Source organism: Nocardia sp. NPDC001965 (assembly GCF_053594175.1).
Window position 1 is genome coordinate 158,549 of sequence record NZ_JBSFDZ010000001.1, and the last position, 13,930, is coordinate 172,478.

The window sequence follows — 13,930 nt, forward strand, 5'->3', positions numbered from 1 at the left end:
GGGAACTGGGCAACCCGGGCGCTGTATGGAACGATCGGCCACGTGACCAGCAGACCCACCGCGGACCAACACCTCCGCGACCTCGCGCTGCTCCGCCGCGTCCGCGACCGGATGGACCGGGAGTACGCGCAACCCCTCGACGTCGAAGCACTCGCCCGCGGCGTCAACATGTCCGCCGGACACCTCAGCCGCCAATTCAAACTCGCCTACGGCGAATCGCCCTACGGCTACCTCATGACCCGCCGCATCGAACGCGCCATGGCCCTGCTGCGCCGCGGCGACCTCAGCGTCACCGACGTCTGCTTCGCCGTCGGCTGCTCCTCACTGGGCACCTTCAGCACCCGCTTCACCGAACTCGTCGGCATGCCGCCGAGCGCCTACCGGCGCCAGGAGAACGACGCCGTCGCGGGCATCCCGGCCTGCACCGCGAAACAGGTGACCAGACCGATCAGGAATCGAGAAGCCCCGGTGACCGACCCGCAGTTAGCGTGATCTGCATGAACATCAGCATCAACGCCAGCTACCTGCCCCAGGACGATCCCGAAGCCGCCATCGGGTTCTACCGCGACGTCCTCGGCTTCGAAATCCGCAACGACGTCGGCTACAACGGTCTGCGCTGGATCACCGTCGGCCCGGTCGACCAGCCCAGCACCTCCATCGTCCTGCACCCACCGGCCGCCGACCCCGGCATCACCGACGAAGAACGCAAAACCATCGCCGAAATGATGGCCAAAGGCACCTACGCCGGAATCAACCTCGCCACCGAAGACCTCGACGGCACCTTCGAACGGCTCCAAGCCGGCGATATCGAAATCGTGCAGGAACCCACCGACCAGCCCTACGGTGTCCGCGACTGCGCCGTCCGTGATCCCGCCGGCAACATGATCCGCATCAAACAGTTGGGCTGAACCCACCGGCACCACCGCACCGCCCTCCGGCCGGGCCACCCGGCCGGAGGATGCCTACTCGCCACCGGCCCACCGGTACACCGTGCGGGCCACCCAGAGACAACCGCGCCGCTCCACCCGAGACCGGCCCGGAAACGACGGCGACCGACCAGAGGAGACAGATGACCACCGCCACGAAGACCGGTACGCGGGCGTCCGCGACACACGCCGCCGACAGCCACGATCTCATCCGGGTCCAGGGCGCGCGCGTCAACAACCTCAAAGACGTCAGCGTGGAGATCCCGAAACGACGGCTCACCGTGTTCACCGGCGTCTCCGGCTCGGGTAAGAGCTCCCTGGTCTTCGCCACCATCGCCGCCGAATCCCAGCGGATGATCAACGAAACCTACAGCGCCTTCGTCCAAGGTTTCATGCCCACCCTGTCCCGGCCCGACGTCGACCTCCTCGAAGGGCTCACCACCGCGATCATCGTCGACCAGGAACGGATGGGCTCCAACCCACGCTCCACCGTCGGCACCGCCACCGACGCCAACGCCATGCTGCGCATCCTGTTCAGCCGCCTCGGCCACCCCCATATCGGCTCACCCAACGCATACTCGTTCAACATGCCGTCGGTCACCGCCACCGGCGCCATCACCGTGCAGCGCGGCGCCAAAACCGTCGCCGAGAAAGCCACCTTCAGCCGCCTCGGCGGTATGTGCCCCCGCTGCGAAGGCATGGGCTCGGTCACCGACTTCGATATGACCGCCCTCTACGACGAGAACCTCTCCCTCAACGGCGGCGCCCTCACCGTCCCCGGCTACAGCATGGACGGCTGGTACGGCCGCATCTTCCGTGGCTCGGGCTTCTTCGACCCGGACAAACCGATCAAGAAGTTCACCAAGAAACAACTGCACGACCTGCTCTACAAAGAGCCCACCAAGATCAAGGTCGACGGCATCAACCTCACCTACGAGGGCCTGATCCCCAAAATTCAGAAATCGTTCCTCGCCAAAGACGTCGACGCCCTGCAACCGCATATCCGGGCCTTCGTCGAACGAGCCGTCACCTTCACCACCTGCCCCGAATGCGCCGGCACCCGACTCACCAAGGAAGCACTGGCCTCCAAGATCAACGGCAAGAACATCGCCGACCTGTGCGCCATGCAGATCAGCGACCTCGCCGAATGGGTCCGCGACCTCGACGAACCCGCCGTCGCGCCCCTGCTCAAAGGCCTGCGACACCTGCTCGACTCGTTCACCGATATCGGCCTCGGCTACCTCTCCCTCGAACGCCCCTCCGGCACCCTGTCCGGGGGAGAGGCACAACGCACCAAGATGATCCGCCACCTCGGCTCCTCACTCACCGACGTCACCTATGTCTTCGACGAACCCACCATCGGCCTGCACCCGCACGATATCCAGCGCATGAACGACCTGCTGCGCCAACTCCGCGACAAAGGCAACACCGTCCTCGTCGTCGAACACAAACCCGAAGCCATCGAAATCGCCGACCACATCATCGACATCGGCCCCCGCGCCGGCAGTGAAGGCGGCCGGATCGTCTTCGAAGGCACCGTCGACGGCCTCCGCGCCAGCGACACCCTCACCGGCCGCCACCTCGACGACCGCGCCGCCCTCAAGAAAACTGTCCGCACCCCGTCCGGCGCACTCGAAGTCCGCGGCGCCGACTCGCACAACCTGCGCGACGTCGACGTCGACATTCCACTCGGTGCCCTCGTCGTCGTCACCGGCGTCGCCGGATCCGGTAAGAGCTCCCTCATCACCGGCTCCGTATCCGGGCGCGACGGCGTCGTCACCATCGACCAAGGCGCCATCCGCGGCTCCCGTCGCAGCAACCCCGCCACCTACACCGGCCTGCTCGACCCCATCCGCAAAGCCTTCGCCAAAGCAAACGGCGTCAAACCCGCCCTCTTCAGCTCCAACTCCGAAGGCGCCTGTCCCACCTGCAACGGCGCCGGCGTCATCTACACCGACCTCGGCGTCATGGCCACCGTCGAATCCACCTGCGAAGAATGCGAAGGCCGGCGATTCCAATCCGCCGTCCTCGAATACACCCTCGGCGGCCGCAATATCGCCGAAGTACTCGAAATGTCGGTCGCCGAAGCAGAAGAATTCTTCGGCTCCGGCGACGCGAAAATCCCCGCCGCCCACAAGATCCTCGACCGCCTCGCCGACGTCGGACTCGGCTACCTCCGCCTCGGCCAGCAACTCACCACCCTCTCCGGCGGCGAACGGCAACGCATCAAACTCGCCACCCAGATGGCCGAAAAAGGCGGAATCTACATCCTCGACGAACCCACCACCGGCCTGCACCTCGCCGACGTCGAACAACTACTCGGACTCCTCGACCGACTCGTCGACTCCGGCAAATCGGTCATCGTCATCGAACACCACCAAGCCGTGATGGCACACGCCGACTGGATCATCGACCTCGGTCCCGGCGCCGGCCACGACGGCGGCCGGATCGTCTTCGAAGGCACCCCCGCCGACCTCGTCGCCGACCGCTCCACCCTCACCGGCGAACACCTCGCCGCCTACGTCGGCGCCTGACCGTCAACGCACGAACGTGCCGAACCCGTCGGAATCATAGAACTCCAGCCACAACCGGTCACCGTCGAACCGGGCCTGCGAAATACTGCCCGGATTCGCCATCTCACCGACCGGCGCGAAAACGAACGTGTCACCGTCGCGATGCCGCAACGGCATCGCGACGTGACGCGGACCCATCGTCAACAGCAGCGAATCACCCTCCACCGAAACCGACGCCGCACCGAAATAGCCGTTGTCGTAGCTGCCCGCATAATCCTCCAACGGGCGCGCCGGAGCCGGAGTCGCCGGAGCAGGAGCACCCACCAGCTCACCCACCGGCGCATTCAACTGCTCGAACGCCTTCGAATACAACCCCCACCAGTCCTGCCGCACCTCACCGAACTGCACCAGATCCGAGAACTCCGCGTTCAACGTCTCCGGGACCCCGACCGGCGCCGCATTGGTCAACGTCACGATCCCCACATTCGCCGACGGAATCATCGTCAACGCAGTCGCCGCCCCCTGATCGAACGCCCCCGAATGGCTCAACACCACCCGGCCCGCCGCCGAATTACCCACATTGAAACCGAACCCGTAGTCACCCGCCCGCGCATCCGGTGCACTCGGCGGCGACGACACCGCCTGCGGCGACACCGCCGGCAACAAAGCCTCCGGCGGCACCAACTGCTCACCACCGTGCTTCCCGTTCGCCAACACCATCATCATCCACTGCGCCATATCCGAAACCGACGAACTGACACCACCGGCGGGGGACTGGGCATCCGGCTGCCGACCCGGCTGCGCCGGCCGATACTCACCGTTCACCAGCACATGCCCCGACGCCCGGTCACCGGCCGCCAGGAAATCGGCAAACCGCGAACTCGTCGAGGACATCCCCAGCGGCCGGTAGAGCGACTGCTCGGACAGCACCGACCAACGCTGATCGGCAGCATCCGCAACCGCCATCGCCGCCGCGGTGAGCCCGAAATTCGTATACGCATACGAATCACGGAACGGCGCCAACGGCAGCATCCGCAACCGCTCCAGAATCCGGTTCCGGTCGAACCCCAGATCCTCCAGCTTGTCGCCCGCATGCTCGGGCAACCCGGAACGATGCGAATACAGATCACCCACCGTCACGTGATCGCTCACATACGGGTCGTTCAACGCGAACCACGGCGCCGGCTCCCGCACCGGCGTATCCCACCGCACCTTCCCGGCCGCCACCTGCCGTGCAACCACCGTGGCACCCACCGGTTTGGACAGCGACGCCAACTGGAACACTGTCTCCGGATTCACCGGCTGCCGCCCGTCCACATCCCGGACCCCGAAACCCTTCTCGAACACCACCTCGCCGTCATAGACCACCGCCACCGCCATACCCGGAATATCGGTGTTCCGCATCAACTCATCGGCGCGGTATTCGAGCGTGCCGAGAATATGCTCCACCCGGCCACGGGGAATATCCACCCCGGCCGCCTGATCGGGCTGCGGTGCCGCCGCCGACGTCGACGGTTCGGCAGCCCCCGGCACCGGCGTCGGTTCCCGGTCGCCACATCCAGACACCAGGCCCGCGGCCGAGATCACCGCCACCCCGAGAGCTGCCACCCGACGTCTGCGCATTACCCGCCTCCGGAGGTCGTCGCTGACCGAGCCCTGTTCCCGTGCGAGCCTAGCCCCACCGGTTCGTCACATCGGCGAACCGAACCGGTGTCGGCTCGTCGCGGGGGAGAGGGGCACCGAAACACTCAGTCCAGGCAGAACTCGTTTCCTTCGGGATCGGCCATCACGATGAAACCGGCTTCCATCGGCGGAGCGGGTTCATGACGGCGGATCCGAACCGCGCCCAGCGCCACGAGACGCACGCATTCGGTCTCCAACGCCGCCATGCGTTCCTCGCCCTGAAGTCCGGGAGCCACCCGCACATCGAGATGGACACGATTCTTGGCGACTTTGTCCTCGGGCACCCGCTGGAAGAACACACGTGGCCCCTGTCCCTCCGGATCTTCGATCGCCGAGCGCGTATTGCGCTGATCCTCCGGGACCCCGATCCCGGCCAGGAAATCGTCCCAGGCGGCAAGCGGGTCAGCGCCCTCCGGCAATTCGACCCCGGGCGGGCCGGGATGCACGTAGCCGAGAACCGCACGCCAGAACGACGACAGCGCCCGCGGATCATGTGCGTCGAAGGTGACCTGGAAATGGCGGCTCATCGGGTGGCTCCGTTCGTAGACAGGTGAGTGTGCAAGTAGAGATCACGCAGCAGGCAGACCTCGGACAGATGATGGATCAGCTCGCGATGGATGTGCAGCACCAGCGCGGCCACCGGCAGGTCGGGATAGGGCTCGGCCTCACCGATCGGATCCCCGAGCGTGGACCCGCCCATACCGCGCACCCCGTCCAGCCAGATCCCGAGCTGGGTCTCCAACTGGTCGAGCGCGCCCGCGGCGTCGCCCGCGTACTCCCATGTCTCATAGGACGCCGGAGGCGCCCCGAAATGCGCGGCATTACGCGCCGCGAGCACCCCGACGATGACGTGGCCGAGCCGCCAGGCGATCGTGGTGAACGGGGCCGGATCCGGCTGCGGAAAGGCGAAGTCGATCGTGAAATCGCCGGCGCCGGCCTGTATGGGCGCGGTCGAGCTGCCACGCGGGCACACACTCCAGCTACCGGCAACCGGCGACCAGAAGTACTCCGCGTCGGTCAGCCCGGTGAGCCGGGCCCGCAGCTGATGGTTCCAGTGCCACTCCCACTGCTCGCGCAGTGTCGCATTCCAGTCGAGTTCGTCTGCATCCATGGTGTCAGCCTCGCACAGCGGGAGGACAGGATCGGTCCGCTTTCTCTGGCAGGCTGATGTGGTGAACGGAACGGGTGACAGTGAGCGGGGCACGACCGAACGTGTGCTCAACCTGCTCGGGCTGCTGCAGCAGCGCCAGATCTGGACCGGGCCCGAACTCGCCACCCGGCTCGGCGTCACCACCCGCACCGTACGGCGCGATATCGAGCGGTTGCGGGCCCTCGGCTATTCCGTCCATGCGAATCAGGGCGCGGGCGGCGGTTATCGACTCGGCTCCGGCCGGGATCTGCCGCCGCTACTCCTGGACGACGAAGAGGCGATCGCTGTCGCCGTCTCCCTGCTCGTCGGTGCGGGTGGTGCGGTCGCGGGTTCCGGTGACGCCGCACTGCGGGCCCTCACCAAACTCGACCGGCTGCTACCCACCCGCCTGCGGCACGAGGTACGCGCCCTGACCGGCTCGGTGGAATCCTTCGGCAACCGCACCCCGGCCGACGCCGAAGTACTCCTGACGCTGGCCCGCGCCTGCCACGACGAGGTCGAGGCCGGTTTCGACTATCCGTCCGGAAACCGGACACAGCGCCGCCGGGTCGAGCCCTACCGGCTGGTCGCCTCCGACCGGCGCTGGTACCTGTTCGCCTACGACCTGGATCGGGCCGACTGGCGCACTTTCCGGGTCGACAGGATGACCGGGGTATCCGCCCGGACCTGGCGCTTCCATCCACGCCCGGCACCCGATGCGGCGGCCTACGTGCAGGAAGGTGTGGCGAGCCGGGTCTATTCGCAGCAGGCACGCTTTCTCGTTCATGCCCCGGCCGAGGCAGTACGCGCGCAGATCCCGGCCTCGGCGGCCGTCGTACACCATCGGGACGACGAACTCTGTGAGGTGCGCAGCGGCGCGGACAACAGCCTGGATATCGTGCTCCTGCACATGGTCCTACTCGGACACGACTTCGAGATCCTCGACCCGCCGGAGCTGGCGCGGCGCTGTCACGTATTGGCCGGCCGACTGCGGACCGCGGCTGCCACGATCGCGCCGATGCCGCGAGAGGATTCATGAGCCGAACAGATTATCCGGACTCGACCGCCTACCTTCATTTCATCACAGGTGACGAAATGAAGGTAGGCGGGTCACTGTCCGGGAACTGTTGCCGGCGCGGGAATTTCGGCGATATCGGAGCGCCGAGTGCGTGGCCGCCTGCCGGCTGCTTGCGGGCGGCGTCCACCGTGTAGACGAGAACCGATCCTGCGGTCGCCGCAGGCCGGATGCCACTTCGGCCCGAACGCCGATAATCTACATTATGTCAAGTAACCCTCTGCGTAACCTTCGAACACCGCAGCTCATCGGCCGAGCGTCTGGATACCCCCCCAGAGCGCGGATGCGGTGGCACAGCGCAGAAATCACGACGGACTTCGAGTCGCTGCAAACCATGCTGCAATCGGGACAATCTCGTCGATCCAGCGGCTTCGATACAATGCGACCATGTCGGACGCTGAGTCTCCGCGCTACTACGGTCTCCGCGGTGTGACCAGCGAGATCGAGCAAAACATGAGGGCAGACCATTGGTGCCTCGACCGGCTTCGCGGCGACCGCAGCGGGCTCGTGGATCCTTCCAAACAGGACAAGATTGATACTGCCGCAGCAGAGTTGGAAGCGGTCTGGAGCCGACACGACTGCGCCGACGTGCGGGAGAACTGGGAATACCTATGTGGCGCGGTCGCCCGGTGGCGCCACAATTCGGAGGCAATGGAGGAGCTGCACCGCCGGGTGCTCGTAGCCCTGGCCGATGGTTCGGATACGGGCGCCACCGACGTGCAGTGGCGCTCCATCCGCCAGGCCCGAGCGGCGACCGGCCATGGGCCCTGGCCACCGGTACGAGATCCTCTGAGCGCTACCCGGCTGCACCCATATGCCCCACTCGACCAGGCTAATCCGAGCTACCACAGTGGCCGTAGGGCTTCGACGTGGCCTGAGCAGGTCATGCGTGCCGACTTCGCCCGCGTCCACCAGCTCCGCAAACAACGGGTCCGGCTCGATTCCGACCTGGATCGTCAGCAGGCCGCCGAGGAGATGCATGCAGTCGCCGAGCCGTGGATGACTCGTCACGACGCGTTGGGCTTGCAATGGCGGATGATGTGCACCCTTGCGGCCGGTATCTATACCAACTACTTCGGATTCGCTGAAGCGGTTGCTCAGATCGTGCAACCACTGGATGCCTACGAGCCTCTGTCCGTCCGCAGTATCTCTCAGGTCCAGGAGCTGAAAGGAATTCAGCCCCCTGCCGATATTGACGCCAGCCACACTCCCGGTCCCATAGCCTCGTCGAGCTTCGCTGCGGCCCGAACCGCCGAACTCGCCCACCGGAACGGAGGGCCCAGAAATCGGCCGTAACCGATGGCGTGGATGTATTTTACCCACCTCACCAGGTATGTTCGACGAGGCAATACGGCCGATGCCGCCGTCCCTGCGTGACAAACTCTGAGGAGCGGGCGACTTGGGTTCGACGTCTGACGAAGAGGCTCGCAACTAAGCGCCTCCGGCTGCTCCAGCGCCACGCTGTGGCCTGCGTCGTCGACCGTCACGAACTGACCGCCGGCGTCCACGCGCCGAAACTGATGCGGGTGAGCGGATCTATCACTCGGGTGCTCCCCCGTCCTGGGCAACCGAAGTGCCAGACCAAGGCCCGTAGATGAGATCTGCTCGGAGTCGACCAGCGTGGAGTGATCAGCCAAATCGCGCACGCCATCGACCATCACTGTCCGTTGCCGCAGAGCGATGCGGAATGCCGGTTGAAGGCGCACCGTGAGTCGGAACCGGTTGGGATACATGGGCAATTGAAATATTCGGTTGCCGAGCGCCGCCGCTGCTGAGGGTGATAACTGTGAGTATGATAAGCCGACGTGGAACCTGATATGTGCGAATGCCTCGGCGTGAGAAGCCGACTGGGCTCGGCGTCAACGCTGATCGAACAGAGCATGAACGCAGGCGTCGTCACGCCACCGGGCTCCTCTCGGTTTCCGTAGTGAACCGCATCCCTGACTACGGGTTCAAGAGCGCGCTCCTGCCGCACTCCGGTCGCGCGAACGGTATGGACATGGTCCATACCGTTCGCTGACGTGTCTCTCTGTTGCTTCGCGTCCATCGCATTCGGTTCTCCGGGAACCTCAGCAAGTCGTATTCCTGTTACTTACTTTGGAGTCACCCATTGACTACGCCTTTCGAACCACCCCGCCAGTCCCGGCATGCAGCTCCCCAACCCGCGCCATATGACCCGCAACGGGTTCCGATGTGGGCAGACGACTTCGCAAACAACCAGCAACGGGCCTACGCGGACATGCGCAGCCGGCACCCTTCCTTGGCGCAGGTGGAAATATCGCCGGGTGTCCCGGCCACTCTGGTGATCGGCTACCGCACCGCCGTGCATATCGGCAACGATGCCCCTCACTTCCCAGCTGATCCGCGAACCTGGGAGAGGGACATCCCAGACTCGTGCCCGGTGAAGTCGATGATGCAATACCGGCCAAATGCCCTTCGTAGCGCAGGCGACGAACACCGACGCTACCGCGCGGCCAACGTGGCCAGCATCGACAGAATCAACCTGTACAACCTGCACGAAGAGATCGAGGAAATCGCTCGCAGGGCAGTCAATCAGTTCTGCGAATCCGGAACCGCGGACCTGGTCAATCAGTACGCTGTTCCGGTCACCTTCGCCTATCTCAATCGCATGGTCGGTTGCCCGGCGGATCTCGGTGACCGCGTCAAACAAGGCATGGTGCTGATGTTCGAGGGCGACCCGAGCGGCACAGGCAACACGATGTTCGTCAACGCGCTGTCGGATCTTGTTCGTCTGAAGTACGAGGAGCCCGGCGATGATGTCACCACCAGGTTGATCCGCCACGAGGCCGACCTGAGCCCCGAGGAGCTCGTACATCAGCTGGTCACTATCTACGGCGCCGGCATCGAGCCGCTGGCCAACCTGATCGGCAACACCCTGTTGCTGATCATGAGAGATGACCGGTTCCACGGAGACAGCGCGCTGACGACGACTGATGCGCTCAACGAGCTGCTGTTCAAAGACCCGCCGCTGGCGAACTTCCTCATCACCTATCCGCCGCAGCCCATTCTCATCGACGGAGTCTGGTTGCCCGCACACCAGCCGGTCGTCACCAGTCTGTCGGCGTGTAACAACGACCCGGAGATCGCCGGCGAGTTCACCGACAATCGTTCGCATCTGGCATGGGGCACCGGCCCGCACACCTGCCCAGCTCAGCAGGTCGCATACGAAGTCGCGAAGAACGCGATCGATCAGCTGCTCGATATGCTGCCAGAGGTCAGACTGGCGCGCTCGGCCGATGACCTGGACTACCGGACGGGCCCCTTCCACCGCTCATTGGCCGAGCTGCCCGTCGTGTTCGAGCCGTCCCCGCGTTTCGCATCTGTCCCTGCACCGGCCGGTCGAGTCTGAAAACCGGGTCGGCTTCGAATTACGCCGATGGCGGAATTCGAAGCCGACCCGGAAGCTGGTCGGTGTGAGGACTATGAGGCAGCGGATCCACGCCTTCGGCTAAAGATCAGCGTGCCGGGTCAACGAAGTCGTCGCTGAAGGCTGTTTGCAGCAGCTCCGGCGGCAGCTCGAATCTGCTGTCGGTGCGCAGCCGCGCGCCCGATAGCGACAAAGGCCCCATGGCCGGACCGCTCGGCGAAGCACGGTCCGATCCCACGGCCCCTCCCTGTTGGCCCTCTACATAGGATTGCGGGTAAGGAGACCTCGCAGTCGGACGCCCCAGGTTTCGCCAGCGAATACCTCCTCGCCGACGGGCTCTGGTCGATCGTCGCGGCAGCGTTCCTCCCACGCCGTAGCAAGATCGTCGGCCAGCACCGGGGCGCCGAGGACCTCATCGTCGAATTCGAAAGCGGCTAGCAGTGCAGGCAGATGACCGGCGAGTTCGTCGATGGCCTCGTAGAGCAATCCGCTCCGAAGCTGCTGCTTAACAGCCTTTACCCCGTCCGGATCGAGTAGTCCGTGGGTGAGGTACCACGCCGCGTGCTGGTGGATCTGGTCCAGGGCGAAAACGTCACGGACAGCAGCGATCTCGGGATGGTCGACGTACTCCTCGAGGGCCCTCAGGGCTTGTTCGGCGGAGTATGCCTCAGCGAGTTCAAGAGCGTCCGGGATCACCTCGAGGCGGGCTTCCAATGTGGGATTACCCAGATGGGGCTGTGCTTCCTGTGCGATCGTCAGTGTCCGGGCACTGAGCAGGCGGGCTCGATCCGCCGGATCGGCAGGGTCGTGGAGGACGGGTTCGGGCGGCGGTGTACCCGCCAGCTGTTTGGCCAGTACTCGACCGGCGACCGATCCCATGACAGAGACATCGCCCTCCCCGGTCATCGCGGCGTGACAAACACCGAGGTAGCTGGCGACCCGGTTGGCGCTGAACATGCCCTGGGCAGCCATTTTCACGCGGCAGTCGGTGACGGTCTGCAGTGCGTGCCGCTGGATGAAGTCTTTGGCCAGCATCACCGCCACCACCGGCTCGCGAGCGGTGAGATCCGCACCCACCAGCGATGTCTTCACCGCGTTGCCGTAGAGGGTGCGGCCGACGGTGCCGGCCAGATCGGTGAGCAGTGTGTCACGCACATGAGGGATGTCGAGCATGGTCGGCTTGTCGGTGCGCGTCATCGGAACGACTCGCCTGCTCGCGTAGTTCAGGGCGATGTAGAGCGAGGCCCGGGCCTCGGCGTTCAGACACGAGGACAGCGCTAGACGTCCGACGGTCAGCTGACTACTCGCCGAGGCGAACGCACGTTTGCGACTTGCCTCGTCGCGCCAGGTGAGGACACCGGCGTCGTCTATGGTGGCGAGGTCGTTGCTCAGCCAGGCGTCCCGGTCGACTCGGAGGTTGTCGAAGCTGATGACCGAGTTGTCCATGATGACCAGCGGCTGATGACCGAGCTGGGTGATCGTCACACCGGCGGCCGGGGCGCCGTCGGCGTCGCGAAGACGTGCGGTGAACAGGTGGACGCCCTGATCGACACCTGCCGAGTCGATGAGCCGGGCTCCGACGACGCATACTCGAGACACCGGAATCCCGACGCTGGGCATAAATTTGCGGGCTTGCGGATCCGGCGTATTGAGCACGAACCCGTCGCCGTCCCAGGTTGCAGTGGTCCGCATGTACTGGATGTTGGAGCCGCACTCGTACTCGGTCAGCAGAATGACACCGACAGCGGTGGCATCGTCGAGATCCAGCAGGTACGGCGTGGCCGAATCGGAGTCGGTGAGTGTGGCCAAGCTCCCCGTGGCCAGGTTGTAATGGCCGGAGATCAACGGAATCAGGTCTGTCGCCAGCACCGCGCATTGATCGAACACGGCGAACAGCTTGGGGAGGTCGGTCGCGACGGCGCGGGCGCCTATCTGTCGGACGAGGTCGCCCAACTGGTCGTAGGCGTTGAGGCGCCGCTGTTCCTGGTTCTGCTGCTCCGTGACTGCGTAGTCCGGGTTGTTCAGGATCTTCTGCAGCTGCTGATGGAACTCCGGACTGCCGTGCCGAATGACCTCGGCCAGCGAAGTCTGGTCCACGTCCGCGTCGGTAGCCATAACCGCCTCCTACTAGATTCCGTCCCGACGGTCGCTCGTGCACCGCTGGGCATACTGGGCCATCACCTCCGAACCTCGACGCAAGACGAACCAGGCGGCCACCGCATATCACACGGACGCCACCGGGACCGGAGCAAAGAAGCCGGAGGGATCACCTGTCAATAGATCAATTCACCACGCACCTTCGCCGTGGAGCCTCGTGCCGTGGGCGGCCACCGGCAGCTGCGCGCCGCGGCCGATCCTGGGCGCGTGCGGATTCCGGTCGCCTCCAGGATCGCGATAGGGCGCAAGGAAGTTCCGGCGACCGGAACCCCACCGTCCGGGGTGGCGGGTGGGGTAGGCAGTCCGTTCGGATCGGTCGGCCTGTGGTCTGGCTGTATGGTCGAGCCGATGTTGCGGTCGCTTCGAACTGTGGCACTATCTTTGCCACCCAGTTGCTATCGATCGACCGAGGCACGAAAAGTATTGTCTCACAATCGGTCTTCACGCTCATGGGGAACAATCACAACAATTGGTCTAGGCCGATGACCTGCTAATCCGCTGATACCGGCTGACCAGGCCGTACTCTGCCACGACGAGACATCTCGCCTGTCTGCAAGTTCGCCAGAATTATTAGCCGACGAAACGGTCGGTACTGTTTGTGGCTTCCAGTGATCGAGGCGTGCGTCGATGATTCGGGCGATCTACCCAACGCCAGGAGCCGATCATGGCCGGATGAGCTGCGTGTAAACCGATCTTCGAGAACTGGCCGCCAATCCTTGGCTCCGCCCTCGAAACCAGCGGCGTGGGGGTGCGGTCCACCGTCACCGTGAAGTTACAACAGGTCCTGCCGAGGGCCTGCGGCTACCGAACACCCGGTGAACCCGCAGTTCCCCGCGAGCATGAGGAGAGCGCCAGCCGCCCGACAGTCAGCTGGCTATCGCCGAGGCGAAGGACCGCTCGCGGCTAGTTTCGTCGCGCCAGGTGAGGACACCGGCGTCGTCTATGGTGGCGAGGTCGTTGCTCAGCCAGGCGTCCCGGTCGACTCGGAGGTTGTCGAAGCTGATGACCGAGTTGTCCATGATGACCAGCGGTTGATGGTCGAGCTGCATAATCGTCAAT

General features: G+C 64.9%; 11 protein-coding genes. 6 read left to right on the top strand and 5 right to left on the bottom strand.

Features of this window, described 5'->3' with window-relative positions; genetic code table 11:
- The first annotated feature begins 42 nt into the window (after positions 1 to 42).
- The 3 genes from ACWCPQ_RS00755 to ACWCPQ_RS00765 all read left to right on the top strand — a co-directional run bounded on the left by ACWCPQ_RS00755 (position 43) and on the right by ACWCPQ_RS00765 (position 3,460).
- Positions 43 to 492 (top strand): helix-turn-helix transcriptional regulator, encoded by a 450-nt coding sequence (locus ACWCPQ_RS00755; RefSeq protein WP_449893238.1) that lies wholly within the window; start codon positions 43 to 45, stop codon positions 490 to 492.
- 5 nt (positions 493 to 497) lie between these two features.
- Positions 498 to 908, top strand: coding sequence for a VOC family protein (locus ACWCPQ_RS00760; protein ID WP_449893240.1), 411 nt, complete (start codon positions 498 to 500; stop codon positions 906 to 908).
- A 161-nt stretch (positions 909 to 1,069) separates the two neighbouring features.
- Positions 1,070 to 3,460, top strand: coding sequence for an ATP-binding cassette domain-containing protein (locus ACWCPQ_RS00765; RefSeq protein WP_449893242.1), 2,391 nt, complete (start codon positions 1,070 to 1,072; stop codon positions 3,458 to 3,460).
- A gap of 3 nt (positions 3,461 to 3,463) precedes the next feature.
- On the opposite strand, the gene ACWCPQ_RS00770 is transcribed toward ACWCPQ_RS00765, so the two are convergent.
- The 3 genes from ACWCPQ_RS00770 to ACWCPQ_RS00780 all read right to left on the bottom strand — a co-directional run bounded on the left by ACWCPQ_RS00770 (position 3,464) and on the right by ACWCPQ_RS00780 (position 6,233).
- Positions 3,464 to 5,062 (bottom strand): serine hydrolase, encoded by a 1,599-nt coding sequence (locus tag ACWCPQ_RS00770; RefSeq protein WP_449893244.1) that lies wholly within the window; start codon positions 5,060 to 5,062, stop codon positions 3,464 to 3,466.
- A 125-nt stretch (positions 5,063 to 5,187) separates the two neighbouring features.
- Positions 5,188 to 5,649, bottom strand: a complete 462-nt coding sequence (locus ACWCPQ_RS00775) for a VOC family protein (protein WP_449893246.1) — start codon at positions 5,647 to 5,649, stop codon at positions 5,188 to 5,190.
- Positions 5,646 to 6,233, bottom strand: a complete 588-nt coding sequence (locus tag ACWCPQ_RS00780; RefSeq protein WP_449893248.1) for a DinB family protein — start codon at positions 6,231 to 6,233, stop codon at positions 5,646 to 5,648. The genes ACWCPQ_RS00775 and ACWCPQ_RS00780 overlap by 4 nt, the downstream gene beginning before the upstream one ends.
- A gap of 61 nt (positions 6,234 to 6,294) precedes the next feature.
- Between ACWCPQ_RS00780 and ACWCPQ_RS00785 the strand changes: the two genes are divergently transcribed.
- The 3 genes from ACWCPQ_RS00785 to ACWCPQ_RS00795 all read left to right on the top strand — a co-directional run bounded on the left by ACWCPQ_RS00785 (position 6,295) and on the right by ACWCPQ_RS00795 (position 10,696).
- A complete protein-coding gene (locus ACWCPQ_RS00785; protein ID WP_449893250.1) occupies positions 6,295 to 7,290 on the top strand; it encodes a helix-turn-helix transcriptional regulator in 996 nt (331 codons plus the stop codon).
- Between the two features lie 423 nt (positions 7,291 to 7,713).
- A complete protein-coding gene (locus ACWCPQ_RS00790) occupies positions 7,714 to 8,622 on the top strand; it encodes a hypothetical protein (protein ID WP_449893252.1) in 909 nt (302 codons plus the stop codon).
- A gap of 895 nt (positions 8,623 to 9,517) precedes the next feature.
- Positions 9,518 to 10,696, top strand: a complete 1,179-nt coding sequence (locus ACWCPQ_RS00795; protein WP_449893254.1) for a cytochrome P450 — start codon at positions 9,518 to 9,520, stop codon at positions 10,694 to 10,696.
- Between the two features lie 276 nt (positions 10,697 to 10,972).
- On the opposite strand, the gene ACWCPQ_RS00800 is transcribed toward ACWCPQ_RS00795, so the two are convergent.
- Together ACWCPQ_RS00800 and ACWCPQ_RS00805 are read right to left on the bottom strand one after the other, a co-directional pair.
- Complete coding sequence (locus ACWCPQ_RS00800) at positions 10,973 to 12,829, bottom strand: hypothetical protein (protein WP_449893256.1); 1,857 nt, start codon at positions 12,827 to 12,829, stop codon at positions 10,973 to 10,975.
- Positions 12,830 to 13,737: 908 nt separating this feature from the next.
- Positions 13,738 to 13,929: a hypothetical protein gene (locus ACWCPQ_RS00805; RefSeq protein WP_449893258.1), complete on the bottom strand. Its 192-nt coding sequence runs from the start codon at positions 13,927 to 13,929 to the stop codon at positions 13,738 to 13,740.
- Position 13,930: the final 1 nt, after the last annotated feature.